Source organism: Marinobacterium sedimentorum (assembly GCF_024267675.1).
GTDB lineage: Bacteria > Pseudomonadota > Gammaproteobacteria > Pseudomonadales > Balneatricaceae > Marinobacterium_A > Marinobacterium_A sedimentorum.
Genome location: NZ_JALDYX010000018.1, coordinates 1 through 26,199, shown reverse-complemented (window position 1 = coordinate 26,199; position 26,199 = coordinate 1). Strand labels below are relative to the sequence as shown.

Below are 26,199 nucleotides of genomic sequence, written 5' to 3'. Positions count from 1 at the left end.
GAGTCCCTGGCCCAGTCTGCCCGACGAAGCGGCGGGTCAGGAGGGCCTGTCGCGGTCTGAAACGTTGCGGGCGACACAACAGCAGGCGCGCGTGATGCAACGCAAGCGCACGCTGGATATTGAGCAAAGAGGTGGATTTTGGAACGTGTAGCCTTTCTGATTGAAGACACCGGGGAACGTCTGGGTTGCCTGCTTAACCCCGAGACTATTCTGCTGCGCCGCCAGGCGGGCATCCAGTCCCGCCAGTGCGGCGGGGGGCTGGTGACCGGCTCCGAGCTCGCCGATGATCCGTTATTTTTCTCCGGTGGCGGTCATACCGACCTGACCCTCGATCTGCTGTTTGATGTGTCACTGGCGGGATCATCGGTTAGCAGCGAGGATGTTCGGGATCTTACCGGGCCCCTGTGGGACCTGGCTGAAAATCGCCGTCAGGACACCTATGGAAAACCGCCGCTGTGCCGGTTTGTATGGGGCAAAAGCTGGAATTTTCCCGGTGTGGTCAGCGCCGTGGCGGAACGCCTCGAATCCTTTACAGCCTTGGGCGTACCGCGTCGCTCCTGGTTGCGTTTGCGCTTGCTGCGCGCCCTGGACCCCGTTGTACAGCCGTATCAGCCTGTGCCCGCGGGTGAGCTGATGTCAGTGGTGCCGTCAGGTGGCCCGCGGCAGACGATGATGCACGAGGTCGTGGGTGGTGCCGCCGCGCAGGGCGGGGAACGAATGGATCAGCTGGCCTACCGGTATTACGGGGATACAGCCTTGGGGCCCGGGCTGGCGGCAGCCAATAACATCGATGATCCGATGCACCTGCCAGCAGGCCATTTGCTGGAAATACCACCGTTGTCGGTGCTGCTTGAACGCTGGGATGCCCTATGAGTGCCGTGGTCTGCCTGCCCAGAATTGAGGTGATGGTGGATGGGGCAACCATGGCGGCCGAAGACGCCCGTGCCCTGGGCGCTGTTCGCGTGCAGCAGACATTGTCTCTGCCCACCCAGTGCGAACTGACCTTTTATGCGCCTGAAGGCGCCCTCGCCGGGGCGGCTTCGATGGCACCTGGCGCTGCCTTGCGCATCACGGTTGAGGGGTTTGAGGAACCGCTTTTCGTCGGCCAGGTAACCGCAGTGGATTTTGTTTACGGGCCTGATGCGCAGCAGCAGGTGCGGGTGCGGGGATATGACCTGTTGCATCGGTTACGCAAGCGTCAGCCGGTTGCCACCCATGTGCAGCTGTCGCTTGCAGAGCTTGTACGCACGCTGGTCGCCGATCTTGGTGTGCGCGTGCAGGCCGCTTCGGACAGTCCGGTGCAGCAACAGTTGGTGCAGTATCGTCAGTCTGATCTCGACATGATCACCGAACTGGCTGTTCGCAGCGGGCTTTATTTCACGCTGCGCGACGACGTTTTGCACATTCTGACGCTGGAGGGCACCGGCAACCCGGTGGCATTGTCACTGGGTTCATCCTTGCTGGAGGCGTGCATCGGGGTGAATAGTGATCAGGCTTGTCGCAGTGTCGAGACCCGCGGCTGGGATCCCTGGCATGCCGAACCCCATCGTGGGCGGGCAGATGCGCCCCGGGTCGGGCGAGAAGTCGGTGCCAGCATTGATCTGGACCGGGTCGGTGGATCGGGCCAGCGAGACATCGTCGATGTCGCCGTGCAGGGAGACAGCCAGGCAGAGGGCATGGCTCAGGCCGAGCTGGACCGCCGGGTCGCCAGTGAAGTGACTCTGTGGGGAATGGCCAATGGCAACCCGGGATTACAGCCCGGCACGCCGGTCGAGATCAGCGGCGTTGCCGCCCCGCTCGAAGGCCGCTATATCCTCACGGCCGTCACTCATGTACTTGATCGAGAACAGGGTTTTCTCTCCGAGATCGATACTGCGCCGCCGCGTATCACCAACGCACCGGCCCAGGGGAGCAGCATGACGCTGGGCCGGGTGACCCGGGTGGATGACCCCGAAGCACTCGGGCGGGTGCGGGTGATGCTGCCCAACTACGACGAGATTGAGACCGGCTGGCTGGGCGTGGTCTTGCCCGGGGCGGGGAGCGGCAAGGGGCTGATCGCGCTGCCGGATGTGGATGATAGCGTGCTGGTGCTGTTTGTGAATGGTGAACCTGCCCAGGGTCTGGTTCTCGGGGGACTTTATGGCACCCAGGCAGCGCCGGACAGCGGTGTCGAGGCAGGAGCGGTGCGTCGTTTTACGCTGCTCACAGCCGGCGGGCAGCGGCTGCTGCTTGACGATGTGCAGGAAACCCTGCGCATCGAATGCAGCGACGGCAGTTTTTTGCAGCTGTCTCCCCAGGAGGTCTGTATGGGCGACAGCCAGGGCAGCCTGGTTGAACTCACGCAGGATCGCTGTCGCATTCACGCCGCCACCCGGCTTGAGATCGAGGCACCCGGGCAGCCGGTTGTTATTCGCGGGCAGTCAATCGATTTTGAGAGGGCATGATGCAGCTGTTAACCGAGGATGCCATAGTGAACTGCGATCATGAACTGGGAATCGTCGCTATCCTGGCAACCCAGAGCTGGGTGACAATCGCGCACCGACGGGTTCTGGTCGCGACCGACCCTGAGCAGCGGCCGATCGTTGGCTGTCCCATGTACGGACCGACGGTAAAGCCCTGCAGCAATACGCTCAAGGTGCGGTCGGGCTACTCGGATCTGCTGCGCATCGACGGCAAGCGGGTCTGTCTGGATACGGTGACCGGGCTGACTGACGGTACGCCACCTGGAATGGTCAACTACAGTGTTCGCAACCCGGGCCAGTTGCTGGTCAGGGAGGTCTGATGGCGACGCCCCTTTACCGTGCCTGGTGCTTTGTTCACCCCGATTTCGACGTGGTCGAAGGCGCGCCCGGGTTACGGGTTTCACGCACCGGCGGCATCGATATGCTGGAGGCCAATGCCTCGGTGCGCCAGGCTATCCTGCTGTTGCTGACGACTGCGCCCGGCGAGCGCGTCATGCGGCCCGGTTATGGCTGCGATCTGCATCGCCTGCTGTTTTCGCCGAATGACGCCACGACACATGGGCTGGCGATTCATTATGTTCGGCAGGCGTTGCAGCGGTGGGAACCACGTATTGATATTCTGCGCCTTGATGCCGACTGTAACGCGGCGGACCCCGGACGGATGGACATCATGCTTGAATACCGGGTGCGGCGCACTTTGCATCAGGACGGCCTGGTCCTGCCGCTGCAACTCAGTTTGGAGGGGGGCTGATGCCGCTTAGATCACCCAATCTCGATGACCGCCGTTTCGCTCAGCTCGTCGAGGATGCACGCCGGCTCATTGTGCAGCACTGTCCCGACTGGACTGATCTGTCGCCGGGCGATCCCGGCATGACCTTGCTGGAGGTGTTCGCCTATCTCACCGAGACCATGATCTATCGCCTGAATCGACTGCCGGACAAGGCCCATATCGAGTTCCTGCGTCTGATCGGTGTGCGTTTGCAGCCTCCGGCGGCGGCGGCGGGCATATTGCGCTTGCGGCTTAGCCGCCCGCACCAGTACCCGGTGCAGGTGCCGCGTGGCACACGCGTGACTACGGGGCGCAGCGACGGCGCAGAACCGCCGGTGTTTACCACCGTAGAGGCCGTCACCCTGGCGCCGGGCGAGACCGAGGTTGAGGTGCGGGCCCTGCATTGCGAGATGGTGGATGCCGAACTGATCGGGGTCGGCACCGGTGCCCCTGGACTGACATTGAGCATTGCCCGGCCACCGGTCATAGCGCCCACGGGAGACGGGCTGGATCTGGTCGTCGGTATTCAGTCGCCGGCTGCGACAAGTGCCGCCTCGGCCACCGAGATACAGTACGACGACAAGACCTATCGAATCTGGCGAGAAGTGGAGAATTTTTCCAACCTCGAGGCCAACCGGTTTGTCTATGTGGCCGACAGGCTGGCCGGCACTATCACCTTCGCCCCTGCGGCCCGCATGTACAAAACGGCGGGCCTGCTGCAGGAAACACCCAGGGCCCTCGCGGAAATACCTGGCGCGGATTGCGAGATCCGCGTTTGGTATCGCCGTGGCGGAGGGGCTCAGGGAAACGTGACGGCTAACATGTTAACCATGCTGAAAGATCCGATACCTGGCTTGGAGGTGACCAATCCCCGCCCCGCGGCCGGCGGCGCTGCGGCGGAGAGCATCGACAACGCCCTGATTCGGGGCCCGCAGGAGCTGCATTCCCTGCACCGCGCCGTGACCGCTCGTGATTTCGAACTGGTAGCGACCCGCAGCTCGGGGGCTGTGGATCGCGCCACGGCCTTCACCAAGGCAGCGCTCTGGGTGCATGCACCTCCCGGCACGGTTGAGGTCCTGTTGGTGCCGCACATTCCTGATGAATCGCACGGCGGAGGGCGGATTGCCATCGAACAGCTGGAGGCGCACGAGTCCGATGTCGCCCGAGAACAGATTCAGGCGGCGCTGGATCAGCGCAAACCCCTGGGCACCTATTGCCTGGTAAATTGGGCGCGTTATAAAACGGTGCAGGTCAAAGCCGAGGTAATAGTGCACCGCGAGGAGGATCCGGCGGCGGTGCACCAGCGAGTCATGGGGCGACTGTGGCGCACGATCAATCCATTGTCGTCCTCGGCGCAGAGCAGGGGCTGGCCTTTTGGGCAGACACTCAGCGTATGGGATATCTACAAGATCATCAGTGCAGAACCCGGCGTCAGTTCGGTTAGCCGAGTGCGAATGCTGGTCGACGAGGTTCCGGGAAGCGATGTCGGAGCCTTGTGTGCCGATGGATTCCAGCAGCACACCTGGTATGCCGGCAGTGGCGATACCGTGTTCCGCTCGATGGATGATGCCAGTGGCTGGGAAGCCATAGGTCACTTTCCGGCAGAACAGGTCCTGCGGGTGCTGGCGTTCCCCCGGGAAGCCAGCAGCAACGCAGGTCACGCCGGGTTGGTCGCCGTCGCGACTTCGCTGGATAAGGGTGGCGGCGGCTCGCGGCTGTACATCTCGCGCGACTGCGGTGAGTCCTGGGAGGCCGGACTGGCGACAACCTTCAGGGTAGAAGACATGGCCTGGCTGGAACGGGACGGGGTCTCGCTGCTGCTGCTGGCAACTGAAAAAGGGCTCTACGAACTGGAGGCGCGACCGGGCGCTGATCCGCATCAGATACTGGTCGATGCGGCACAACCGTCACTGGGTTTTTATGCGATAGCGGTCTCGGCCGATGTCTGGGGCGGCACCAGTGTGGCGGTAGCGGCCCGCGGCGACTTCGGCGTTTTTCTGTCCGGCAGCGGAGGGCGGCCCGAGAGCTTCATCCCCATTGGTCTTGAACATGAGCTGGTACGAGTGCTGGCCATTCAGCACTACGGGGCCAAGCGCTATCTCTGGGCCGGCGTAGCGGCGGTCGGATCTGATCCCGGTAACGGCTGCTTTCGCTGGCAACTGACCGGGGATGAGGAAAATCCGGAGGGCTGGCGGAGCTACAGCGCTGGATGGGACGCCGGGGGCTGTCGTTCGCTGGCTTTTCAGGGGGAAAAAGTATTTGCGGGCTCACTGCGCCAGGGGGTACTGCATCTCGACGTTAGCGAGCGCGAATGTTCGTGGATGGCGCCGGATATAAACTGCAGGCTACCGCTGCGTGATCGCCAAAGCCTGCAGCCGATCGATGCGGTCGCGACGGCGCCCGGCGGCAACCTGGTCATGGCCGCCGGTGTCGAGGGTGTCTATCGCAGCAGTGATCAGGGAGTACGCTATGAGCCTGTCTCGAACAGCGAGTTTGCCGACGAGGTTACATTGCCGCGGACCTGGCTGTTTTGCTCCGGTGAACATGACATCAAGGTGGTGACAGAAGATGAAACGCAGCGAGATTGAACAACTGTTGCCGCGGGTATATCAGTCCGCGCTCGGCGAACAGGGTCCGCTGGTTGCGCTGCTCGCCGTCATGGAGGAACTCCATGCGCCCGCCGAAGAATTACTGGCCAGCATCGAAAGTACTTTCAGTCCTTATCGCACGCCTGAGTCTTTCGTGCCCTACCTGTCCCAATGGGTGGATCTCGACCGTTTTTTCCGGGATGGCGGGAGGGGGGCCGCAGGGCATGATGCCGCCGACGCACTGTCGACGGGTAACGGACGATTACGGGAACTGATGGCGGCCGCAGCCTACCTGTCGCAATGGCGCGGCACAGAGCAAGGCTTGCGTCGGTTTCTGGAAACCGCAACAGGGGTCAGCGGGTTTGAACTGGATGAGCAGGTGCGGGACTCCGAAGGACTGCCGCGGCCCTATCATATTCGTGTCAGCGCGCCCCAGGCATGTGCGCAGCACAGGACACTGATTGAGCGGATTGTCGAGCAGGAAAAACCGGCTTATGTAACCTACGAGCTGGTGTTCGCATGAATGCCAAGCCTGGACATCCTAGCCCGGCAGTGACGTGAATTTCAGCTAAAGGAGTCAGTTATGGCCACGAGCATCGTCACCATTGATGCACCCGACAAAGTCGTATCCTGCGATGAGAAAGGTGCCGCGCAGCAGCTGTTTAACGTCAGGAATATTTCCGGACATCCGATCACTGTGGGAGCCAAGGTGCTTGTGGATAAGGCCACGCAGGCGAACTGGCTGCGCATAGAGGCACCGGCGGAGCTGGAGATGGGTGATAATGTACTGACCCAGATTCCCGTCAGAATTCAGGTCCCTGCGGATTGCGAGCCGGGTCGCTATAGCTACCGATTGCTGGTGTACTCGGCCCGAAAGTCCGGTGAGGAGTTTACCGAGGGCGAAACCGTTGCGATTGAGGTACCCGCCAAAAAAGCGCCGCCACCCTCTGCGCCGCCAAAACCGTCGTATACGAAATGGATCGCGGTGCTGGTGGCGATACTGCTTATCGGTGGCGCCGTCACCTGGTATTTCCTGCCGAAAAGCGTCGATGTCCCCGATGTGGTCGGCATCCCCCTTGATCAGGCCAGAGCGGTGCTCGAGGACGCAGGGCTTGGAGTTTCGATGCCCGTTGCCTCGAAGGCGTCCCGCGAGGCGCCGGATAGCGTACTGGAACAGATGCCGGTGGCGGGCTCGGAGGTGGAAAAAGGCTCGGCGGTCCAGCTGACCATCGCCGAAAAGCTGCTGATAAAAGTTCCCGGCGTGACTAATGTGAGGTTGGCCACGGCGTTGCAGCGGCTCAGCTCGGCGGGCCTGGGTTTGGGTGCGGTCGCGGAAAAAGTCGACGATAGCAAGCCGGTAGGCACGGTACTGGAACAGCAACCAGGTCAGAATGCATCCGTCGAGGAGGGCACAGCCGTGAATCTCGTCGTCTCGCGCGAGAAAGGCAAGGTGCTGGTGCTGGATCGTGCCCAGCTGAGTATATTGAAGGGGCTGCAGCTGAATCAGCGAATGAAAATTCCGGCAGCGCTGCTGCGCGAGGTGGCGCCTGAAGATAGCCCCCTGGTTGAGTAGCCAGTAGCCACACGAAGAGCCCGACAGAACGGACTGCCTGGGAGGTGCCTGTCGGCGAACGGGCTGGCGGATGGGAGGGGCAGACGGCGTTAGTGCCGGTGCCCTACTGCCAGTTTCCCATCAGGATAAAAGGCGCCCAGAAGTACGGGTGGCTGTAGGGGGACTCCCCGCTTGTAACCGCCAGCCCGGCACCGCGGCCTGCGCTGCCGGGGGCTAAGAGGCTGTCCGGGTCCTCGCTGATGAATGACAGCTGCGCAGCCTGCAGTGCCTCTGCCTTGCTTCTGCCCTCGGTGCGCAGCCGGTAGAACCGCTGCATAAAGGTGCCTGTGGCGACGTCGGCCACTTCCCAAAGCGTGGCCAGCACACTGGACGCGCCCCGCCGCTGCACCAGGGATCCGAGTCCCTCGACCTCCCGCCCGGACGCGGCGTCGAAGCCGGCGTTTGTCTGCGAGGATGCGCCGAGAGCCTGTTCGCCAACAGCCGTATTGCAGGCGGACAGGGTCAGCAGTTCCACCTTGTCGAAGCGCAAGCTCTGAAACCGGTCGAGGTTCAGGTGATCGCCATTGCCCAGTACCAGGAATGCTTCCTTGTAGTTGCCGCCTGCCGGCAGCACGAAATGGCTGGCGATGTGGATGACCGGGAACAGCTGTAGATCCAGCAATTCCTCCAGACTGGCAGCCGTGAAGGCATCGTCAAGATGGATGATCCCGGGCAGCACTCCGTCCGGATCTGCGCCGTTTTCCTGCCGCACAATACCCTCGAGTTCGTCGGCGACGGCCGTCAGCCTGGCAAAGCCCGCGACCTTCCTGCTAAGACCGAGCCCTGCCACCTTCCAGTCCGCAGAGGGCCGGTCTTTCCATGAATTCTGGGTGGCCTCGGTGAGCATCGCCACGGCATAGTCCTGGGCCAGCCAGCGGCCGCTCTGGCTGTTATACAGGGCGCCCAAGGGGATATAACGCAAGGCACCGTCCATGGAAACCCAGAGCAATTCGGCTTCGGCCTGCTTCAGATCGCTGGCAATGGGCGCGATCAGCAGTGAGTACAGCGCCGCCGCGGGTTGCTTGACCGAGCTCGAGGGTGAGAGCAGCGCGGCTCGCAGATCCTGGATTTGCCGGTGGAGCTGTGTCGCGGACAGGGGTATCTGCCGCGCCACCTGTGCTGTGGCGGTGGTCAGAATAATGTACAGAGAGTCAGTCGTGACGAGATAGTGGAGCATCACGGCACGCACGCCGGTCCGTTCACTGACCTCACCTACGGTGCCCTGCAGGTTGAACAGGTATTCCAGGGTGTCGGCATCGACTTCGGATATTTGCTGTGCCCTCTGTAGCTCCTGTTCGAGCTCGACGAGCAATGCACTGAGTGCGCGCTCTGCGCGTTCGATGGCCTGTTTATACCGGCTGAGTGTTGCCTGCTCCTCGTCGCTGAGTGTCTTGCCCTGCACATACAGATGGCGTTTCTTTGCTTGCAGTGCTTCGTAGTCCCGGGCCTGGGATAGCAGATCCACCTCAAACGCCTGCAGTTGTTCGGCCAGCGGCGTTTCAGACACTGCGAAACCACTTTGTGTGTCGTTGCCAGTGGCCGCACCGGATCGCACCACAAAGTCGGCGTATTCCTCCTGCTTGAGCATATCCAGTACCCGCTGTGCTTCAGGCAGGCGGCCCTCGTCAATCAGCAGCCCCGCCAGCCGCTTGTACACATGCAGCTTGTCGGCCAGATAGGTGCGCTGCGTCACCTTGTCGAGCGCCTGCATACCACCGCGGATGGACTCCAGGGTGTTGACCGCCAGTTTGCCGAAGAATATGCCGACCTGGGGAGACGCCATACTGGCGTACAGGCGGCTGATGTCGTCGTAGATACGCCAGAGCAGGTTGCGCTCCCCCACCTGGAGCTGGGTGACAAGCGCCTTTTTATAGTGTTCCAGCGCCTGGTCGTACTCGCCGCGCCTGTGGTAGAGCAGCCCCAGATTGTAATGCGCAGCACTGAGGCCAGCGCTGTCCCCGATGGCTTCCTGGATGTGCAGCGACTCGGAGAAATGGCCCAGTGCTTCATTTGTATCGCCTAGCCCCAGATAGAGCTCGCCGATATTGTTGAGCGTCCTCGCTGCTCCCGCCTGATCCCGGATCTGCCGCTTGATCGCGAGGGAGCGCAGGTAGTGCTGCAAGGCCTTGTCCGGCACGCCGCGCGCGCGATAAATCGCACCGATATTGTTGTGGTTGTTGGCTTCGCGCACTTGGTCGCCCATCTTTTGGGCCATGCGCAGCGAGCGCTCGCAGTAGTCCAGCGCCTGTTCGAGCGCATTAAGGTTCTGCTGAATCAGACACAGATTGCCCAGCACCTTTGCCTGGCCTGGTCGGTTTTGGCGCGATTTTTCCAGGGACAGCGCGGCGTTGTAAGCGCTCAGTGCCGCCTGATAGCGCCCCTGCAGCCGATATAGACCCCCCATATTGTTCAGCGCCTCGGCTTCCCGGGCCTTGTCATTGTCGCTGCGCGCAAGCTCCAGCGCTTGCTGGTAACGGATCATGGCTGCGTCGTAAGCGCCTTCGGCCTGATGGATGGCGCCGAGGTTGCGCAGATTGTCGCTGGCCAGTCCGGCATCGCCGATCCGTCGGGCAATGACCAGCGCCTGGTCTGCGAGCACTCGGGCCGCGGCGTAGTCGTCCGTGCGGCGGTGGATCAGCGCGATTAGGCTCAGTGCCCGGGCGTTCAGCCCGGCATCATTCAGTGTTTGCGCAATCTGCACAGCGTCGCCTGCGCGGCTCAGCGCCCGGGCATAGTGTCCGACGCTCTCATCGAGCCTTGCCAGGTTGATCAGCAGCATCGCGGCCATGGCGTCGCGCCCCTGTTGTGTGGCCTGCGTCAGACCCTGTTCCCAGCGTGAGCGCGCCTTTGCATAGTCTCCAGACAGATAGGCTTTGGCGCCGTCTTGTTGCAGCCATGATGTATCAGTCGAGGTGGTGCGGGTGTCGGAAATCATGCATCCGCCCGCGAGCAGAATCAGCGTGAAGACAAACGGGCTTATGGGCATCAATCTTCCCGACACGGTCATCGCACTCCTGAATCTGTTGTATTCGCGTCTGCCCAGAAGATGCGCTTAATTGATGATCCGTTTAGTGCGGTACTGGTCATCAGCCGGGGGGGCTTGATCAGCGTCATCCGGGCGAGGGTCTGGCTTAGATCTGGACCTTTTTATGATGGGGAAATTGAATTCAAATCTGGCAGGCGCCTTTTGGCGGAAGCTGAATTTATGCTGCCACTGCGTCCGCCGTTTAATTTCTTCTGCGGAGACCGGGCGCGGCCCGATGATTCCGTCGGCGCTCAGCAGAACCTCCTGAAAGGCATTGACGGTCACCGGTCTGCCGGGAGCGCTGCGCAACAGAACCTGCATTCGACCGCTCAGAATTGTGAGCTCGGTACGGCCTTGGTGCACATCAACGTGATATTCGGTCGAACGGGTTTCGGCCCGTGCGCCGCCCTGCGGAGTGTCCAGGGTATACAGGCACTCACCGGTCCCGCCCAGCAGGCGGCCCACGGAAATGTCCCGGACTTCAATATGGCACCGCCCTCTATTGGCCGGCTCAAATGCGACCAGTGCCCCGCTATCGGGTCCGGTACGGACATGGGCGCCGTTCCTTATCGGTGTATTGATTGTCACTCGGCGGTCATCAAGAAAAATATTGTTGCCATCGGTGTAAAGCGTGGCGATGACATCAGCCGGCCGGCCACGGTGCCAGAAACGTGGCGTTGTGTTTTCGTCGTGCAGAACGTAGCCACCCTGAGGGGCAAATTCTGCCAGTCGCATGGGCGCTGCTGTGCATGCGCTCAGCAGAACAACGAAGGCGGCAACGGCCATTGTCCTGCAGAGTGTTGAATCGGGGTTGCTTGCGTGCATTTTCCCACCTCCTCCCAGGTATCGAGAGCCCGTGACCATAGACCCATGATCATTACCCGGTTCCATTCACAGTCATGCTAAACCGCAACGGCATCGACGCAACCAGGCCAGCGTTACCGTTTGAGTATAAGTACTAAATCGCCGCAGGCGGATGGGTGTCCTGATGCACTCAGGTCAGCAGGCTGCAAGCGGTGACGTTGGAACGCACAGACGTCGGTTGATGCCGGGATTGCAAAGCGCGCATGGCCTTGTCGCAGCCATTGAGCCGCTGTGCAGCTAAAGCGCAATTTCAGGGAGCATCAACATGCGCGGGCCGGCGAATTTAATGGACTATCCTGTTCAGTGTGGCTTAGCCCGCCTGAATTTGTCGGCAGCTTTTGCAGGCCCATATCGCGCCGCGTTGCGCTGACCCGGAGTGAGATGGAGAAAGCCTAAGGAGCAAGCAGGTATGGAGAAGCGAGGCAAGGTGGTTATGGTGGTGCTGGTGATCGTCGGGCTGGTGTTCGCGATGGGCCTGGGGATGAACCTGCTACCCAAGCCCGCTGATGATCAGATAGACAGAGACGGCTGGCTCGCCAGCCTGGATAATTTAACCGCTCGATTTCGTAAAAATATTAGCAGTACAAGGCTGCGCCCGGGGAGCGATTGTCGGCAACAAAACGGCGGCTATGAGTTCAACCGCGATGCCATGGAGTGCGTTATCAGGATTGCCAGCGCGGTGCAAGGCGATCACCAGACGGGCACCCTGGTGATCAGCAATGCGGCCAGCGTATGGCTTCCTTGTGAGAATAAGCAGCAAAACACAGCGAGCCGGGGGCTAGCACCGGGTCTGCGCCAGTTAACGGTTAAACCGATGCCGGTGATACGACCAAGACCCGATCGGAGCGACGCTGGCGGCTCGGCAACCGGGCCCAATAACACCCCGACAGGCGCGTCATTGGAAGTTGTTTACACGCCGGAGGGCGAAGATTCGCCGCAGGCGAAGTGTCAGGGTGAAAATGAGATACGCCTCGTCGTATTGAAAGCGGGTGGGCGCATTTCGATGCGATGCACGGGTTGCAGTGGCAGCCAGGTGGTGCAGGTGCGATTCAAGGAGTGAAACGGCGGCTTGCACGCTGCTTGCAAAACAGCAGCTAGCCGGCTTAGCAGAGGCAGTCAGAACAGTCGCCATATTATGGCAAGGCCCGGTCGACACGCAGCGCCTTGATAACCGCGGGGATTGAGCCTACCAGATAGATCAGCGCCCAGATCGCCGCCAGAATCCCCACTACGATAGCCCCGATATCATCGGTAATGCTGGCCAGCATGCGGGGTACCATGCCGTGCAGGAAGCCGATAATAATAGTGGCAAGAAAAGAGCTCAGTACGATTACTATCAGCCCCTTGTTTTGCATAAAACGCGGGTGCGCAGCGACCAGAAACCCGGCAAAAGCCAGTTTCAGGCTCATGATCACCGCCAGGGTGGCAGCCGCCTGACCGGTGTCGAAGTCCGCAAATTTGGCGAAGTAGATCGCGGTACCAAAGGGGACCGCCATGAACAGCGAGATCATCAGTATCAGCAGGTTTATCGCTACTATAATCATCACTATGGTGCCAAACAGTATCAACAGCGCTACGACAAAACTGATGATGCCCTGAATACGGCCCACGATGCGGGCCGGGAACACTAAGGGGGCGGTGATAATACCGAGGGTAAAGAGCACCAGAGCGTCGAGTATTGCGAGATAGCGGATACCCAGACCGGGTGTTGGCATATCAGTGTAACGGTCTGCTTCAGCGCCATCCGCTGCAATGTAAAATGCCGAGCCCAGCTCCACAAGCACGGCGAGCACGAGCAGGATTACGGCAACGATAAGCAGCGGCTTGCGAAGGGAGTCCATAGTCGAGTTACGTCCATAGTCAGAGCCGTAGCATGGCTGTATCCAGCTATAGGATTGTCACCTGACAACTATAGTCGCCTGGGAGTTAAACGACCAAAAAGCCAGGAGGGCTGCCCCATGTCACGGGCTAGCTGTTCGCTTAAATGGATATCAACCGTTGCAGTATGCAGCCTGGTGCTGTGGCTCAGCGCTTGTGACAACGACGACAAGGCAAAGACTACTGCGTCGACAGCGATGGCCAGCGAGCGCCTGTGCCCGCTGGGCGAGGCAGTGGAATCAGATGGCGTTCGCCGACTGGCGCTGATCGTTGGGGTCGGGCAATACAAGCATGCTCCCGTGCCCGATCTCATAGGTCCTCCCAATGATGCCCGCCGCTTCTTTGAACTGCTTACCGGCCGCAATGGCTACGGTTTCCCCACTGAAAATGTCTGTATGCTGCTCGACGAGCAAGCCACTACGGCCGAGTTCAAGCGTGCCTTCGACATGGCGCTGGTGGAAAGGGCCCGCCCCGGAGATCTGGCCGTGGTGTTCTATGCCGGTCATGGTTCGCAGCGGCGCGATGAAAATGATGATGAGTCCGACGGCATGGACGAGACCTTCATGTTGCACGATGCGCGCACCGATAATGTGCGGGATCTGCTGGATGATGAGTTCAATCAGATGCTGGCGCGGCTGCACGCAAAGACCCGGAATATCACCGTCGTCTTGGACTCGTGCAACTCTGGCTCGGCCACGCGTGGGGATGCAGGTACTTTTGTCGCGCGCTACTTCGAGCCAGAAGGTGACACGCCAGCAACATCTGAGACGCCTAAAGTACTGCCGGGGGACGGCGGTGCCGGCTGGGTTCCCGAGACGATGCCTGGCCTGGTGGTGCTGACAGCTGCCACGGACGGCACCGCCGCACTGGAAACCGGCGGGCACGGAATTTTTACCGATGCCTTGATTCAGGTGCTGGGTCAGGCTAGCGGCACGGCGCTGACCTTTGCGCAGGTTGCCCGTCAGGTACCACCGCTGGTTGCGGCCAGGAGCTATCAGACCCCCTATTTTCACGGTGACCTCAACACGCCTGTGTTCAGCAATCAGGGCAGAACGCGCCCCCTGGGCTGGGATGTCGTCGCGGTGGGCCCTGCGCTAACGCTATCGGGACCGCCGTTGCCGGGGATAGGTACGGGGGCTGAACTGCGTATCTATGATGGTGCCGTTCGAGGCGAGGATACGCGTGATCCAGGCAAGGCCAAGGCGACGGTGATCATTGAGGATATGACCGGCCTGAATGCGACCGCCCGTGTTGCGGCCGCGTCTGAAGGGGCGCCGCCACCGGATATCGGGGATCTGGCAGTCTTGGTACGGCCGGCGGATATCTACCTGAAAATCAGGGTGCGCTTGCGGCCTTCGGCCGAGCCTGGCGGCCTTCCTTCTGCGCGGGCGGACAGTCTGCGCCGCGCCGTTGAAGCGAATCCGGAGGCCAGGGGGCTGGTCACGCTGACGGAGGCTGCCGGCGATTTTGAACTTGCCATTGATGCCAGTAACCGGCTGCTGCTGCGAGGTCCGCAGAACAATGTGCGCGATATCTATGCTCAGGATAGCGATGTGGTCAATAACCTGTGGCAGCATGCGAGGCAGCGGGCGCTGCTGCAACTGCAGGGGGAGGGAGGGGCGGACTTTACGGACAACCAGACCCTGCAGGTGCAGCTGGTACCGGCTTTACGGCAGAGTCCCTGCGCCGCTGGCACCTGGGAGCAGGCGCCTGCCAACAGCGAGCAGGTGATCCCGATGTGTCACGCCTGGCATGTTCGGGTTGCGCTGTCCCAGGATGCACCCATGCCCCTGCTGGTGGGCGGCGTTATATTGTCCTCCGATGGCAATACTTACGGATTTCCCGCCGATGGTCGCAAAGTCACGCTGCGACCGGGCGAAGAGGTGCTGTTCGATAACCGGCTGGAAACCTTCGTTGGCAAGCCGCCGCTCAATGTTCGGGATCAGCTGATGGTGTTCGGCACCCAGGAGACCAATCCGGTGCAGTGGCACCTGTTGACCAGTACCGCTGCCAGCCGCGCGGCAGGACCGCCCATGACAGGCCTGTATCGTGCTCTGGATCGCTATCTGCAACCCGGAACAAGGGCTGCCGCGCTGGCGGATGACGTCGTGGAAGATAGCACCTGGACGTTAAGCACAATGAGGTTCCGGGTAGAGGCTAACAGGGGGGTCCTGCAACCGGCCGCCGGTTCGACCCGACCGCCAGCGCCACGCGAATACACCATAGCGGGTTTCGATATCAGACCCTACCTGCCCGACGATAGCGCGACTGAACTGCACAGGGTGCTGCAACTGGCCGATCAGCTTGCCCGCGCTTCGGTGACCGATGGCTACGGCTATAAACAGCATGACTGGAACCTTGCGACGGACCAGGACAATCTGCAGCGTGGCATCGACTGCTCAAGGGCCATCTGGTACCTCTTCACGCGTGCAGGACTGCCTTACAACCGGGGCAATCGCTATCTGAGCACAGAAATGATGGTGGGCAAGGACTCCCCCATGGCGGAAGCCTTTGAGGACTGCTCCGGGAAATCACCGCAACTGGGGGATATCGTCGTTTATCGAGATGACGGGCGCGGTGACGGTCATGTGGTCATGGTCATAGACCCGGAAAAACGTATCGCCTGGGGATCCCATGGCTGGGACGGCAATGGCAAAGCTCTCAACGTTGAGCCTGACACCGGCATCGAGTATCAACTGATAAAGAACAAACAGGACTGGGAGCGTTGGGATCGAGCAACGATGACCCGCAAGGCCTGCTGGCGTTACAGCGCCTTTGGCGCTGAAACCGGGAGGCTGTTCGGGCAACCCGGCTTGCGTGCGCTGGAAAATGCCTGCGATGTTCGCAATCACTGCGGGGCTCTTTAGCCAGGAGGCTGTCGGACTTTTCCGCACGACGGCATGGACGCAGGAGGTAGTGCGAAGCAGGCTGCCCAAGCCGAGCCGATCAGTGTTATTAACCCGGCAGGTTAATACATGAAGCATGGATGCTTCATCATTGGCCGCAGGCCAATGCGAACGCCACAGAAACCAGCATGTCCGCGTACTTGCGCCCGTTTTTCTGGCGTGATGGACAAATAGGTAGGGAACCTGTTTGTCCGCCGGGTAAATAGTACGACAGCTTGTCTGGCACTGCAGTCTGAGGTTTTCGTACTGAACTAAAATGATCAAGAGACTGTTGGTTACATACATTATGTGTTGTTTTGAACCGGCTGAAACAGCAACTGGTTTTGTGCCGAGTAGCGGCATTTATCGGTATCGATGCGTGAGGAGGTGGCATGGATGAGTACCTGAATTCCAAGTCAATGCTTGCACCTGGTATTGCGGGTGCAACAACGACGATGATTACCGGAACCCTGGTGAGCCAGTTTGGTTTTCCGGGCAATTACACGGCGCTGGCCGTGAGTTTTATGCTTGGAATGGTTGTGTTCTCGGACAAAACGGTTCCGATGTTGCAGCGCGCGGTGTTTTATCTGGTTAATTCAATGATCATCTTTAATGTGGCTGTCGGTTTAAATACGGCCGGTGCCGCCGTGATGAACACGAACAAGGTACAGGAGCGCACGGTCGAGACTGTGCCGGCTCCAGAGGCCAGGATGCCTTTCTTTTCTCCCTGGTTTTAGCGCTGATCACGACGCAGCAGGGTACTGTGCGAGGAGTCTGCATAATGCGAAATCTTCCTGTAAAAGGGTTGATTGCCCTGACACTGGTCAGTGGGTTACTGGCTGGTTGCGACAAGAGCGAGGATGCAACCTATCCAACGCTCGACAGGCAGACACCGGGTATCTTCCTTGAGCCTGACGAAAGAGCGGTTCTGCCGCCCGGAATGGAGCTCAGATCGGTGTATGACAAAGGGATTGGCCTTACCAAAGAGTCGGAGGGCTTTGTCGAAAATCTGTATAACGATGCCGCCGGCTACTGCACCATCGCCTATGGTCATCTCATCAAGCTGGCCAGGTGTAACGGAACCGAGCCTGCAGAGTTTCGGGGTGGTGTCAGTGAGCCTCGGGGCGTCGAACTGCTGCGCGAGGATATGGGTACCGCGAAGCGGTCGGTGTTGACGGCCGTCAACGTGGACCTGACGGATGGTCAATATGCAGCCTTGTGCGATTTCGTGTTCAACGTGGGCGGGGGAAACTTTCGAAAATCGACGCTGCTCAAAGTGATCAATGCCGGGAAGTTTCAAGAGGTCGCTTTCCAGTTGCGACGCTGGGTCAGGGCCGGTGGCAGGGAATTGCCTGGTCTGGTAACGCGGCGTGAGCGCGAGATTGAGCTGTTTTTCGAGGGTATCGGCATCCCGCGTGCTGCGCCGCCCGCAGATATGGACCTGTCCCCGCTTGATATACGGACAGGTGAAATGTGAATTGCCGCTACCAGCCCCCCCCGCGAGCCCGGATTGGTGGGCCTGGGAGCTGTCGGCAACCGCTTCACCTGTGTTGATCGGATACCACAAAGCCCGGGCGCCCGGCGTACCAGCCGCAGCCGAACTGTGTCAGCTGCAGTAGCATCAACAGCAGCAGAGCACCGCTCCAGTTGTTCATCCAGTCATTCACCAGACCCAGCATCACAGGCCCGGTGGCTGCCAGCAGATAGCCGATGGACTGTGCCATCGCCGACAGTGCGGTGGCTTCAACATGACTCTGGGTACGCAGGCCGAACAGCGCCAGCGCATAGCTCAGGGATGCCGAGCCACTCAGCCCCAGCAGCGAGGCCCAGAAAATAGGTGCTGCGGTCGGCGCCAGCCAGAGACCGCAGAGCCCAGCGATGCCCAGCACAAACACCAGCAGAGCGAGTGGACGCTGATCGCGCATGCGGGCGGCGATCATTGGCGTGAGCAGGTTGGCCGGGATACCCGCCAGGTTGATCATGGACGCGGCGAAGCCGGCATCGTGATCGTTCAGGCCTGCGTCCATCAGTATCTTGGGCAGCCAGGTGGCGACGGAATAAAAGAAAAAAGACTGCAGGCCCATAAAGATGGTCAGCGCCCAGGCGGTCGGGTCGCGCCAGAGTGTGACCTTTGCGCTGGGGCCGGGGGCTTCCTGAATGCGTATCCGCAGCATGTAGAGCCACAGCGGCAGGCACAGTAGAGGCAGCAGCGCCCAGAACAGCAGCGGTGCCTGCCAGGCCTCAAAGGCATCACGTAACGGTATGGCGAGATAAACACCGAGCCCGGCACCCAGGCTGAGGGCGACCGAATAGAGTCCCGTCATCAGGCCGATCTGGCGCGGGAAATAGCCCTTTACCAGGCCTGGAATCAGCACATTGAGCAAGGCGATGGCACTGCCCAGCAGCAGGGTGCCAGCCAGTACCAGGCCGAACAGGCTGGTGGTGCGCAGGCTCGCCCCCGCGGCAATAAGCAGCAGTGCAATGATCACCAGCATGGGGGCGCGCATGCGCCGCGCCAGGGCTGGAACGCAGCCCGAGACCAGGCCGAAACAGATCAGTGGCAGGGCGGTCAGCAGACTGAATGCACCGGCAGACAGATTCAGGCTGGCACGGATGTCTGCAACCAGGGGGCCGACGACCACCAGGCCTCCCCGCAGGTTGCCGGCCGCCAAGAGAATGGCGAGGGCGGCAAGAAAAAATGCCCATTTGCGGCCGTCAAAGGGGCCTTTGAGTAATGTCATCCATGTCTCCGCGAAATTGGGGTGCTGCTGTGCTCAGAAGGATAGCCTGAAGGAATGAGGCAGGGCGCAGCGGGCCGGATCCTGGGGAATCGGGGTTGGCCGTAATTGTGCCATTTTGGTGCGCACCGAAACAGGGCAAAAATCGAACAGTCTGTTGTACTTTTAGTGCGGCTATTCCATGACAGGAAACAGCTGCAGCAGGGAGAGCGCGTCTCCAGTCAGCTTGATGCCCACCAGAATGGTCAGCGTCTCGAAGGCGCGCTTGACCAGTTTGTTGCCCCTGGCGATGGACAGGTGCGCCCCGCAGTAGGCACCGATAAGGGCGCCGAGCAGCAGGGCCGGCAGCCAGGGCCATTGAGGCGCCTGCTGCAGGCTGATCGTGAGGGCGCCCAGACCGTTCCAGAAGAGCCCGACCAGCACCAGCACATAACTGACGGCGCGCTGATAGTCGAAGCCAAACCAGCGTACCAGCCAGAGGGTAACGAAGAGGCCGGTACCTGAGGTCAGTGAGCCATTCAGGATGCCGATCAGCAGCAGGCCCATGCCGCCAATGATCAGGCCGCGGCGGTCACGATTGCGGGGTTTGAATGTCATGCCGAGCTGTTTTTTGCAGCCTGAGTAAATGCCCAGTGCGCAGGTGAGCAGGCCCAGTGCGAGCAGAGTCCAGGCTTCGGGCAGTTTGAGTACGCTCCAGGCACCCAGCACCACGCCGGGGAGGCCGCAGGCGAGAATGTAACCACAGAAGCGCGGTTCCAGGTGGCCTTCGCGCAGGTGGCGCAGGGTTGCACCGAGTCCCAGCGCCACACTGGCAATCTTGTGCGTCGCCAGTGCCACGCTGAAGCTCAGTCCCAGAAACAGCAGCACCGGCAGTTGCAGCAGACCGGCTCCGCCACCGGCAAGGGCGGAGAGGCCATTGGCCAGCAGCGACAGCACAAAGAGGCCAATATGTTCCAGCAGCAGTTCCCAGGACATGGCACTCGCCCTCTCAGGCGGCGGTGCGGAACAGACCTGTGGCCAGACGCGGCCACTGATCGGACCAGAGTTCGGTAGGGCGCTGGCGGAATTCGCTGCGCACGAACTGGCGGATACGGCCTTCGATGGTGGCCAGCATCAGGTTGGCGGTAGCGCCTGCGGTGGTGTGGGTGCGCAGACCTTCGCGGATCTCAGCTTCACGCAGGATCTGGCGCAGCTGGGTTTCGAGGCGCTCGAAAACCTGGTGTACCCGCGCGCGCAGGCGGTCGGTTTCGCCCGCCAGGGCATCGCCGGTGAGGATTCGAGCCATGCCGGGATTGCGTTCCACAAAGGCCAATACCAGGGTGAGTATCTGTTCACACTGTCGAATGGCGCCGTGGTCCGAGTCCAGAATCAGGCTGACACGGGAAAACAGCGTTTCCTCGATAAAGCTGATCAGGCCTTCAAACATGCGTGCCTTGCTGGGGAAGTGACGGTACAGGGCGGCTTCCGACACGCCGACCTCCCGTGCCAGTGCGGCGGTAGTGATGCGCTGGCCCGGGTTGCTTTCGAGCATCTGTGCCAGCGCCTGCAGAATCTGCTCGCTGCGGGAAACCTTGGTTTGCTCGCTCATGCAAAATCCTTTGAAGCGTGCGGTTGAATAGCGACAGACGCCCGCGACTCTGTGAGGCGGGCGTCTGCGAGGTTGCTAGAGCGTGCGGTTGGTGATCAGGGTGCCGACACCCTCGTCGGTGAAAATTTCCAGCATGCAGGAGTGCTCAACCCGACCATCGATGATGTGGGCGCTGTTGACGCCGTTTTTCACCGCGCTCAGGGCGCAGTCGATCTTGGGCAGCATGCCGCCGTAGATGGTGCCGTCTTCGATCAGGCCGTCGACCTGGTGGGTGGACAGCCCGGTCAGCAGCTTGCCTTCCTTGTCGAGCAGACCTGCGATATTGGTCAGCAGTATCAGTTTCTCGGCCTGCAGCACTTCGGCGATCTTGCCGGCCACCAGATCGGCGTTGATGTTGTAGGACATGCCGTCTTCGCCGACGCCGATGGGGGCGATAACCGGAATAAAGTCCGAGTTGACCAGCATGTCCAGCACCTTGACGTTGACCTTTTCGACTTCACCGACATGGCCGATATCGAGAATTTCCGGCGCCAGCATCTCGGGGGTCTTGTGCTTGACGCGCAGCTTGCGGGCTGTCAGCAGCTGGCCGTCCTTGCCGGTCAGGCCAATGGCCTTGCCGCCGTTGCTGTTGATCAGGCCTACGATCTGCTTGTTGACCATGCCGCCGAGCACCATCTCAACCACGTCCATGGTTTTGGAGTCGGTTACGCGCATGCCATTGATAAAATGAGATTCGATATTAAGCTTTTCCAGCAGTTCGCCGATCTGCGGGCCGCCACCGTGAACCACTATGGGGTTCAGGCCGACCAGTTTGAGCATGACGATGTCGCGGGCAAAGCTGTTTTGCAGCTTTTCATCGACCATGGCGTTGCCGCCGTATTTGACCACCAGGGTCTTGCCGACAAAACGCTGGATGTAGGGCATTGCTTCGCTGAGCACCTGGGCGGTGTTCATGGCTTCGCTGCGTGTCAGTGCCATTCCTGTGTCACTCCTCTATCGAAGTAATCAAGCAGGCGTCCCTGCCCGATTGATTGTTGCCCCTGGAAATTGGGCAGAATTTTGTGGGATCCCCTGATGCTCAAGGGCTCGCAGCCTGTCGGTACTTTTAGTGTCGGCCCGAGGAGCCGAAGCCGCCATCGGCGCGCTCGGAGGCGTGGAACTCATCCACCACCTCGAAGTCTGCCTGTACCACCGGTACCAGCACCAGCTGGGCAATACGCTCGCCAGGCTCGATCACAAAGGTGGTCTGGCCCCGGTTCCAGCAGGATACGAAGAGCTGCCCCTGGTAGTCGGAATCGATCAGGCCGACCAGGTTGCCGAGCACGATGCCGTGCTTGTGACCCAGGCCTGAGCGCGGCAGGATCATGGCACAGAGTGACGGGTCTTCAATATAGATTGCAAGGCCGGTGGGCAGCAGTTCGGTCTGTCCGGGCTCCAGTGTTACCGGTGCGTCCAGGCAGGCGCGCAGGTCGAGGCCTGCGGAACCGGCGGTGGCATAGGCGGGCAGCGGAAAGTCGCTGCCAATGCGGGGATCGAGAATCTTTACTTGCAGTTTCTTCATGGGGCTCGGTTATAGAGTTCGGCAATTTGACGGATCAGCTGGCTGGCCAGCTGGCGTTTCGACGTTTGGGGCAGCACCAGTGACGCATCGCGACTGACCAGGGTCACGGCGTTTTCGTCGCTGTTAAAACCGATACCGGGCTGGGATACGTCGTTGGCGACGATCAGATCCAGATTCTTGCGTTCCAGCTTGCTGCGGGCATAGCTGAGCAGATCCCGGGTTTCGGCGGCAAAGCCGACGGTAAAGGGTTTGCGCGGCAGGGCGGCGACACTGGCGACTATATCCGGGTTTTTTACCAGCCGCAGCTCCATGATCTCCTCGGCACCCTTCTTCAGCTTGTGCTCGGATACCGCCGTGGGGCGGTAATCGGCCACGGCGGCAGCGGCGATAAAGATGTCGCAGCTGTCGATCCCGTCCATGGCGGCCGCCAGCATGTCGGCGGCGCTTTGCACCTGTACCCGTTCCATGCGTGGGGGGGCTGGCAGATTGACCGGTCCGCTGATCAGCTTGACCCGGGCGCCGGCATCCACCGCCGCTTGGGCGAGGGCATAGCCCATCTTGCCGGAGCTGTGGTTGGAAATGTAACGCACCGGATCCAGTGCTTCGCGGGTTGGGCCTGCGGTGATAAAGACGGTCTTGCCGCTCAGGATACCGGTATCGAACTGGGCTGCGGTGAGCTGGGCCAGTTCCGTGGGCTCCAGCATCCGGCCGGGGCCTGTGTCGCCGCAGGCCTGTTCGCCGCTGCCGGGGCCAAAGATGCTGATCTCGCCGGCGTGCAGGCGGGCAATGTTGTCCTGGGTGTGGCGGTTGCGCCACATGGCCTGGTTCATCGCCGGTGCCAGGCAGATCGGCGCCTCGGTGGCCAGGCACAGGGTGCTGAGCAGGTCATTGCCCTGACCGTCGGCCAGGCGGGCGATAAAGTCGGCACTGGCCGGGGCAATCAGGATCAGGTCGGCCCACTTGGCCAGCTCGATATGGCCCATGCCAGCTTCGGCTTCCGGATCCAGCAGGTGCTGGTGGACCGCATGGCCGGACAGCGCCTGCAGTGTCAGCGGGGTAATGAACTCGGTGGCCGCAGGAGTCATGACAACGCGCACGTCGGCGCCGGCACCTTTGAGCAGGCGCGTGAGCTCGGCACTTTTATAGGCGGCAATGCCGCCGGTAATGCCCAGAATGATTTGTCTGTTAGTAAGTCGTTGCATACCCGGAACCGATGCGTTGCCGTCGCCTGAAAAAGAGCGCCTAAGATATCACTTCAGGGCCGCTTTGCGTAGGCATGGGCGGCCGGTCCTGGGCGTCGATCCTTGTGATTGGTGATTGGTGATTGGATGCTGGTGAGTCGATGTCTGGCTGGCGGTGTCTTGGCCTGCGCCAGTGCTAAGCTCCATTGAGCACTAGTGTCTGGTTTATGGGCTTGATAGAACCGGTCCTTGTTGCCCTGAAGAACAGGGGAGCGGGCCGGGGGTTTTTGGCTTCAGGCGCCTGGCAATTAAAAAGTGGCCATTTACAGTGGCTACACAGCCCTGCTTATTGAGTAGTGCCAATTAAAGAAAGCTGACACAGGGAGGTGTCTTATGTCCATTTCAGACTGGCCGGCGCAGGAGCGCCCGCGGGAGAGGCTATTGTCTCTCGGTGCCGCGGCCTTGTCCGATGCCGAGTTGCTGGCGATTTTTCTGCGTACCGGTGTCAGTGGCAAGAGTGCGGTGGATCTGGCCCGCGAGTTGCTGGATCGTTTTGGAGGCCTGCGACCACTGCTGGAGAGCAGTCGTGAGCACTTCTGCCAGGGGCTGGGGCTGGGGGATGCCAAATATGCCCAGCTGCAGGCGGTGCTGGAGATGGCGCGGCGCCACCTGGAGGCGTCGCTGGAGCGGGGAGACGCTTTGGAGAATCCGGCGGCGGTACGACGTTATCTAACGGCAAGGCTGCGGCACCAGGCGCGGGAAGTATTTGCCTGTCTGTTTCTGGATAACCGTCACCGGGTGATTCGTTTCGATGAACTGTTTTTCGGCACCATCGATGCGGCGTCTGTCTATCCGCGGGAGGTCGTCAAACGGGCGCTGGCGCATAACGCTGCAGCCCTGATTCTGGCGCACAATCACCCCTCGGGTGTGGCCGAACCTTCGCTGGCCGATCAGCAGATTACACGTCGCCTGATCGATGCCCTCGCGCTGGTGGATATCCGCGTGCTGGACCATATGGTAGTGGGTGACACTGAGGTGGTGTCCTTCGCCGAACGAGGGCTGCTTTAAAGGGCTAATATTTGAGCAAATAGGCTGGTGTCGCGGCCCATGTTTGAGTATGATATGCGCCCTTCTGTCCTCCTGGTACGGGATTTTGTCCGATTTTCTGGACGCTCCGCCTGAGATAGCCGCCGTAACCGCTATCGATAAGTATCTGGACAGGGTTATATAAATTTTCGAGAAGGTTTTCGAGATGTCTAAAGTTTGCATGGTTACCGGCAAGCGTCCGGTTACCGGGAACAACGTTTCCCACTCACAGCGCAAAACTCGCCGTCGTTTTCTGCCGAACCTGCATTGGCACCGTTTCTGGGTTGAAAGCGAGCAGCGTTTCGTTCGTCTGCGTGTATCTTCCAAAGGTATGCGTATCATCGATAAGAAGGGTATCGATTCGGTTCTGACCGAACTGCGTACCCGTGGCGAGAAATTTTAAGGAGTTAGGTCATGGCTGCTAAAGGCGCTCGTGAAAAGATCCGCTTGGTTTCCTCTGCCGGTACTGGTCACTTCTACACTACCGACAAGAACAAGCGCAACACCCCGGAAAAGCTTGAGTTCAAAAAGTACGATCCGGTTGTTCGTCAGCACGTAATGTACAAGGAAGCCAAGATCAAGTAATTGATCTGAGCTTGTTGAAAGAACCGGCCCTAGTGGCCGGTTTTTTTGTGCCTGATTTTTGCCTGGGTGTTAGCAGTTCCTGTGGTCTTGGCTTCTGGCATGTCTGATAGGACTGCTATAGGTGAGCCCATGCGAAGGCTGTTGTAATCCTGCTTTTGTGTAAGTTCGTCCGCCAGGATCTGATGCCATCTGTAGCCCGTTATTTCTGTGTTTCATCTGTTCAGGGAACCGGATGCGTGAGTGGAATTATGGTTTAGTTAACCTGTAGTCAATCTGTCATATTGATAAAAATACTATCCATTAGTGATCTGTAACCGTTTATTTTTTATATTTAAAAATCGGACTCTCTGTTAAAACACGTGTTTATCATGATTTAGCCTACCTGTACCTCGGTACAATAGGCCTGCTTGCCCATTTGGCCTATGGTGCGGGCAGTCTGAAAGGATACGAATTCATAGCGGAGGTGATTCATGGCGATTATGGAAGTTGCGGGTACTGTCAGCTTTATTACCGGGGATGTAGTGGCCGTGAGCCCGGATGGCAGCGAGCGCCTGCTTGCGCTGGGTGATACCGTTTATCTGCACGAAGCCCTGCGTACCGACGAGGGCGCACGGGTTGAAATCAGCAGTGTCACGGGCGACCGGTTGGTACTCGAAGGTGGTGAAGAATTGCAGATGTCCCAGGCTGTCGCCGGGACAGAGGGAGCCGGCGGCGCTGAAGATGCTCAGCCACTTGTCGCGGCTACCGTAACGTCCATTATCGGCACCGTCGTTGCCATTGCCGCCGATGGCAGCGAACGCATTCTGAGTGTTGGTGATCCTGTATTTGAAGGCGAGCTGGTGCGTGTAGCCAACGGTGGTCGTATCGGACTGGCCAATCGTGCCGGTGATACCGTTGAGCTTGTGGCCGGCCAGGAGGTTCTGGTTGCACCGGAGTTTCATGCCGATATCGCACAGTTCGATCCGTCCGAGTCGGTGGCCTCCGGTGACAGTGTCACCAAGGCGCTGGCGTCGGTGGGTGAAGTTGATGCCATTCAGAGCGCGATTCTGGCGGGTGAGGATCCGACGGCCATCGCCGAAGCGACCGCCGCCGGCCAGACGCCCGGTGCCGGTGATACGGGCCCAGGTGATTCCGGCAGCCGCTTTGTAATGCTGGATCGTACCGGTCAGGAAGTCAGCCCCCAGGCAGGCTTTCGCACCAGCGGGCTTGATCGCAGCTTCAGCGCCGTGAGTACCGAGGAACAGGCTATCGCGGCTGAGCCCATCAGTCCGACCAGCGTCAACATTGCGCCGACCGGCGAGTTAAGTTTTCAGACCAGCTCTGACGCCGACGTCATCAACCTGGACGTCAGCAGCAGCTTTGCGGATCTGGATGGCG

The 26,199-nt window shown here is 60.3% G+C and carries 24 protein-coding genes; 15 read left to right on the top strand and 9 right to left on the bottom strand.

Annotation, left to right across the window (positions count from 1 at the left end):
• Nucleotides 1–138: 138 nt before the first annotated feature.
• Genes MRS74_RS14985 through MRS74_RS14955 form a run of 7 tightly spaced genes read left to right on the top strand, consistent with a single transcriptional unit; the run spans nt 139 to nt 7,392 of the window.
• Nucleotides 139–873, top strand: coding sequence for a CIS tube protein (locus tag MRS74_RS14985; RefSeq protein ID WP_254581088.1), 735 nt, complete (start codon nt 139–141; stop codon nt 871–873).
• On the top strand, nt 870–2,444 hold the full coding sequence (locus MRS74_RS14980) for a phage baseplate assembly protein V (protein ID WP_254581087.1): 1,575 nt from the start codon (nt 870–872) through the stop codon (nt 2,442–2,444). Before MRS74_RS14985 ends, MRS74_RS14980 begins: the two co-directional genes overlap by 4 nt.
• A complete protein-coding gene (locus tag MRS74_RS14975) occupies nt 2,441–2,782 on the top strand; it encodes a hypothetical protein (protein WP_254581086.1) in 342 nt (113 codons plus the stop codon). The genes MRS74_RS14980 and MRS74_RS14975 overlap by 4 nt, the downstream gene beginning before the upstream one ends.
• Nucleotides 2,782–3,213, top strand: a complete 432-nt coding sequence (locus MRS74_RS14970; RefSeq protein WP_254581085.1) for a GPW/gp25 family protein — start codon at nt 2,782–2,784, stop codon at nt 3,211–3,213. Before MRS74_RS14975 ends, MRS74_RS14970 begins: the two co-directional genes overlap by 1 nt.
• Nucleotides 3,213–5,819 (top strand): baseplate J/gp47 family protein, encoded by a 2,607-nt coding sequence (locus MRS74_RS14965; protein WP_254581084.1) that lies wholly within the window; start codon nt 3,213–3,215, stop codon nt 5,817–5,819. Before MRS74_RS14970 ends, MRS74_RS14965 begins: the two co-directional genes overlap by 1 nt.
• Nucleotides 5,800–6,342: a phage tail protein gene (locus MRS74_RS14960; protein ID WP_254581083.1), complete on the top strand. Its 543-nt coding sequence runs from the start codon at nt 5,800–5,802 to the stop codon at nt 6,340–6,342. Before MRS74_RS14965 ends, MRS74_RS14960 begins: the two co-directional genes overlap by 20 nt.
• A 60-nt stretch (nt 6,343–6,402) precedes the next feature.
• The gene (locus MRS74_RS14955) at nt 6,403–7,392 is read left to right on the top strand and encodes a PASTA domain-containing protein (protein WP_254581082.1); all 990 of its coding nucleotides are present in this window, start codon (nt 6,403–6,405) and stop codon (nt 7,390–7,392) included.
• Between the two features lie 103 nt (nt 7,393–7,495).
• Here MRS74_RS14955 and MRS74_RS14950 read toward each other — a convergent pair whose 3' ends face one another.
• Together MRS74_RS14950 and MRS74_RS14945 are read right to left on the bottom strand one after the other, a co-directional pair.
• On the bottom strand, nt 7,496–10,417 hold the full coding sequence (locus MRS74_RS14950; protein WP_254581081.1) for a CHAT domain-containing tetratricopeptide repeat protein: 2,922 nt from the start codon (nt 10,415–10,417) through the stop codon (nt 7,496–7,498).
• 66 nt (nt 10,418–10,483) lie between these two features.
• On the bottom strand, nt 10,484–11,281 hold the full coding sequence (locus tag MRS74_RS14945; RefSeq protein WP_254581080.1) for a hypothetical protein: 798 nt from the start codon (nt 11,279–11,281) through the stop codon (nt 10,484–10,486).
• Nucleotides 11,282–11,729: 448 nt separating this feature from the next.
• On the opposite strand from MRS74_RS14945, the gene MRS74_RS14940 reads away from it, so the two are divergent.
• Nucleotides 11,730–12,380: a hypothetical protein gene (locus MRS74_RS14940; protein ID WP_254581079.1), complete on the top strand. Its 651-nt coding sequence runs from the start codon at nt 11,730–11,732 to the stop codon at nt 12,378–12,380.
• A 73-nt stretch (nt 12,381–12,453) separates the two neighbouring features.
• On the opposite strand, the gene MRS74_RS14935 is transcribed toward MRS74_RS14940, so the two are convergent.
• Nucleotides 12,454–13,161, bottom strand: coding sequence for a hypothetical protein (locus MRS74_RS14935; RefSeq protein WP_254581078.1), 708 nt, complete (start codon nt 13,159–13,161; stop codon nt 12,454–12,456).
• Between the two features lie 117 nt (nt 13,162–13,278).
• Here MRS74_RS14935 and MRS74_RS14930 point away from each other — a divergent pair, with 117 nt between their 5' ends.
• From MRS74_RS14930 to MRS74_RS14920, 3 genes are all read left to right on the top strand, one after another.
• The gene (locus MRS74_RS14930) at nt 13,279–16,065 is read left to right on the top strand and encodes a caspase family protein (RefSeq protein ID WP_254581077.1); all 2,787 of its coding nucleotides are present in this window, start codon (nt 13,279–13,281) and stop codon (nt 16,063–16,065) included.
• 410 nt (nt 16,066–16,475) lie between these two features.
• Complete coding sequence (locus tag MRS74_RS14925) at nt 16,476–16,820, top strand: hypothetical protein (protein WP_254581076.1); 345 nt, start codon at nt 16,476–16,478, stop codon at nt 16,818–16,820.
• 44 nt (nt 16,821–16,864) lie between these two features.
• Complete coding sequence (locus MRS74_RS14920) at nt 16,865–17,560, top strand: lysozyme (RefSeq protein WP_254581075.1); 696 nt, start codon at nt 16,865–16,867, stop codon at nt 17,558–17,560.
• 64 nt (nt 17,561–17,624) lie between these two features.
• Here the strand turns inward: MRS74_RS14920 and MRS74_RS14915 are convergent, their stop codons facing one another.
• The 6 genes from MRS74_RS14915 to coaBC form a co-directional block, all read right to left on the bottom strand.
• Nucleotides 17,625–18,824 carry a CynX/NimT family MFS transporter gene (locus MRS74_RS14915; RefSeq protein ID WP_254581074.1) on the bottom strand — a complete coding sequence of 400 codons (1,200 nt, stop codon included), beginning with the start codon at nt 18,822–18,824 and terminating at the stop codon, nt 17,625–17,627.
• A 171-nt stretch (nt 18,825–18,995) separates the two neighbouring features.
• Nucleotides 18,996–19,796: a sulfite exporter TauE/SafE family protein gene (locus MRS74_RS14910; RefSeq protein ID WP_254581073.1), complete on the bottom strand. Its 801-nt coding sequence runs from the start codon at nt 19,794–19,796 to the stop codon at nt 18,996–18,998.
• A gap of 13 nt (nt 19,797–19,809) precedes the next feature.
• On the bottom strand, nt 19,810–20,409 hold the full coding sequence (gene slmA, locus MRS74_RS14905; protein WP_254581072.1) for a nucleoid occlusion factor SlmA: 600 nt from the start codon (nt 20,407–20,409) through the stop codon (nt 19,810–19,812).
• Between the two features lie 75 nt (nt 20,410–20,484).
• Entirely contained in the window at nt 20,485–21,387 is a 903-nt protein-coding gene (gene argB / locus MRS74_RS14900; RefSeq protein WP_254581071.1) for an acetylglutamate kinase, read from the bottom strand.
• A 127-nt stretch (nt 21,388–21,514) separates the two neighbouring features.
• The gene (gene dut / locus MRS74_RS14895) at nt 21,515–21,970 is read right to left on the bottom strand and encodes a dUTP diphosphatase (protein ID WP_254581070.1); all 456 of its coding nucleotides are present in this window, start codon (nt 21,968–21,970) and stop codon (nt 21,515–21,517) included.
• Nucleotides 21,967–23,172, bottom strand: a complete 1,206-nt coding sequence (gene coaBC / locus MRS74_RS14890) for a bifunctional phosphopantothenoylcysteine decarboxylase/phosphopantothenate--cysteine ligase CoaBC (protein WP_254581069.1) — start codon at nt 23,170–23,172, stop codon at nt 21,967–21,969. The genes dut and coaBC overlap by 4 nt, the downstream gene beginning before the upstream one ends.
• A 372-nt stretch (nt 23,173–23,544) precedes the next feature.
• Here coaBC and radC point away from each other — a divergent pair, with 372 nt between their 5' ends.
• From radC to MRS74_RS14870, 4 genes are all read left to right on the top strand, one after another.
• Nucleotides 23,545–24,219 (top strand): RadC family protein, encoded by a 675-nt coding sequence (radC, locus tag MRS74_RS14885; RefSeq protein ID WP_254581068.1) that lies wholly within the window; start codon nt 23,545–23,547, stop codon nt 24,217–24,219.
• Between the two features lie 184 nt (nt 24,220–24,403).
• Entirely contained in the window at nt 24,404–24,640 is a 237-nt protein-coding gene (gene rpmB / locus MRS74_RS14880; RefSeq protein ID WP_254581067.1) for a 50S ribosomal protein L28, read from the top strand.
• 11 nt (nt 24,641–24,651) lie between these two features.
• A complete protein-coding gene (gene rpmG / locus MRS74_RS14875; protein WP_254581066.1) occupies nt 24,652–24,822 on the top strand; it encodes a 50S ribosomal protein L33 in 171 nt (56 codons plus the stop codon).
• Between the two features lie 470 nt (nt 24,823–25,292).
• Nucleotides 25,293–26,199: retention module-containing protein (locus MRS74_RS14870; RefSeq protein ID WP_254581065.1), on the top strand; the 907-nt coding region annotated here is incomplete at its 3' end.

Coding starts and splice junctions, on each gene's coding strand:
- MRS74_RS14980 (WP_254581087.1), top strand. CDS start 870: ATGAGTGCCGTGGTCTGCCTGCCCAGAATTGAGGTGATGGTGGATGGG.
- MRS74_RS14975 (WP_254581086.1), top strand. CDS start 2,441: ATGATGCAGCTGTTAACCGAGGATGCCATAGTGAACTGCGATCATGAA.
- MRS74_RS14970 (WP_254581085.1), top strand. CDS start 2,782: ATGGCGACGCCCCTTTACCGTGCCTGGTGCTTTGTTCACCCCGATTTC.
- MRS74_RS14965 (WP_254581084.1), top strand. CDS start 3,213: ATGCCGCTTAGATCACCCAATCTCGATGACCGCCGTTTCGCTCAGCTC.
- MRS74_RS14960 (WP_254581083.1), top strand. CDS start 5,800: ATGAAACGCAGCGAGATTGAACAACTGTTGCCGCGGGTATATCAGTCC.
- MRS74_RS14955 (WP_254581082.1), top strand. CDS start 6,403: ATGGCCACGAGCATCGTCACCATTGATGCACCCGACAAAGTCGTATCC.
- MRS74_RS14950 (WP_254581081.1), bottom strand. CDS start 10,417: ATGCCCATAAGCCCGTTTGTCTTCACGCTGATTCTGCTCGCGGGCGGA.
- MRS74_RS14945 (WP_254581080.1), bottom strand. CDS start 11,281: ATGCACGCAAGCAACCCCGATTCAACACTCTGCAGGACAATGGCCGTT.
- MRS74_RS14940 (WP_254581079.1), top strand. CDS start 11,730: ATGGAGAAGCGAGGCAAGGTGGTTATGGTGGTGCTGGTGATCGTCGGG.
- MRS74_RS14935 (WP_254581078.1), bottom strand. CDS start 13,161: ATGGACTCCCTTCGCAAGCCGCTGCTTATCGTTGCCGTAATCCTGCTC.
- MRS74_RS14930 (WP_254581077.1), top strand. CDS start 13,279: ATGTCACGGGCTAGCTGTTCGCTTAAATGGATATCAACCGTTGCAGTA.
- MRS74_RS14925 (WP_254581076.1), top strand. CDS start 16,476: ATGGATGAGTACCTGAATTCCAAGTCAATGCTTGCACCTGGTATTGCG.
- MRS74_RS14920 (WP_254581075.1), top strand. CDS start 16,865: ATGCGAAATCTTCCTGTAAAAGGGTTGATTGCCCTGACACTGGTCAGT.
- MRS74_RS14915 (WP_254581074.1), bottom strand. CDS start 18,824: ATGACATTACTCAAAGGCCCCTTTGACGGCCGCAAATGGGCATTTTTT.
- MRS74_RS14910 (WP_254581073.1), bottom strand. CDS start 19,796: ATGTCCTGGGAACTGCTGCTGGAACATATTGGCCTCTTTGTGCTGTCG.
- slmA (WP_254581072.1), bottom strand. CDS start 20,409: ATGAGCGAGCAAACCAAGGTTTCCCGCAGCGAGCAGATTCTGCAGGCG.
- argB (WP_254581071.1), bottom strand. CDS start 21,387: ATGGCACTGACACGCAGCGAAGCCATGAACACCGCCCAGGTGCTCAGC.
- dut (WP_254581070.1), bottom strand. CDS start 21,970: ATGAAGAAACTGCAAGTAAAGATTCTCGATCCCCGCATTGGCAGCGAC.
- coaBC (WP_254581069.1), bottom strand. CDS start 23,172: ATGCAACGACTTACTAACAGACAAATCATTCTGGGCATTACCGGCGGC.
- radC (WP_254581068.1), top strand. CDS start 23,545: ATGTCCATTTCAGACTGGCCGGCGCAGGAGCGCCCGCGGGAGAGGCTA.
- rpmB (WP_254581067.1), top strand. CDS start 24,404: ATGTCTAAAGTTTGCATGGTTACCGGCAAGCGTCCGGTTACCGGGAAC.
- rpmG (WP_254581066.1), top strand. CDS start 24,652: ATGGCTGCTAAAGGCGCTCGTGAAAAGATCCGCTTGGTTTCCTCTGCC.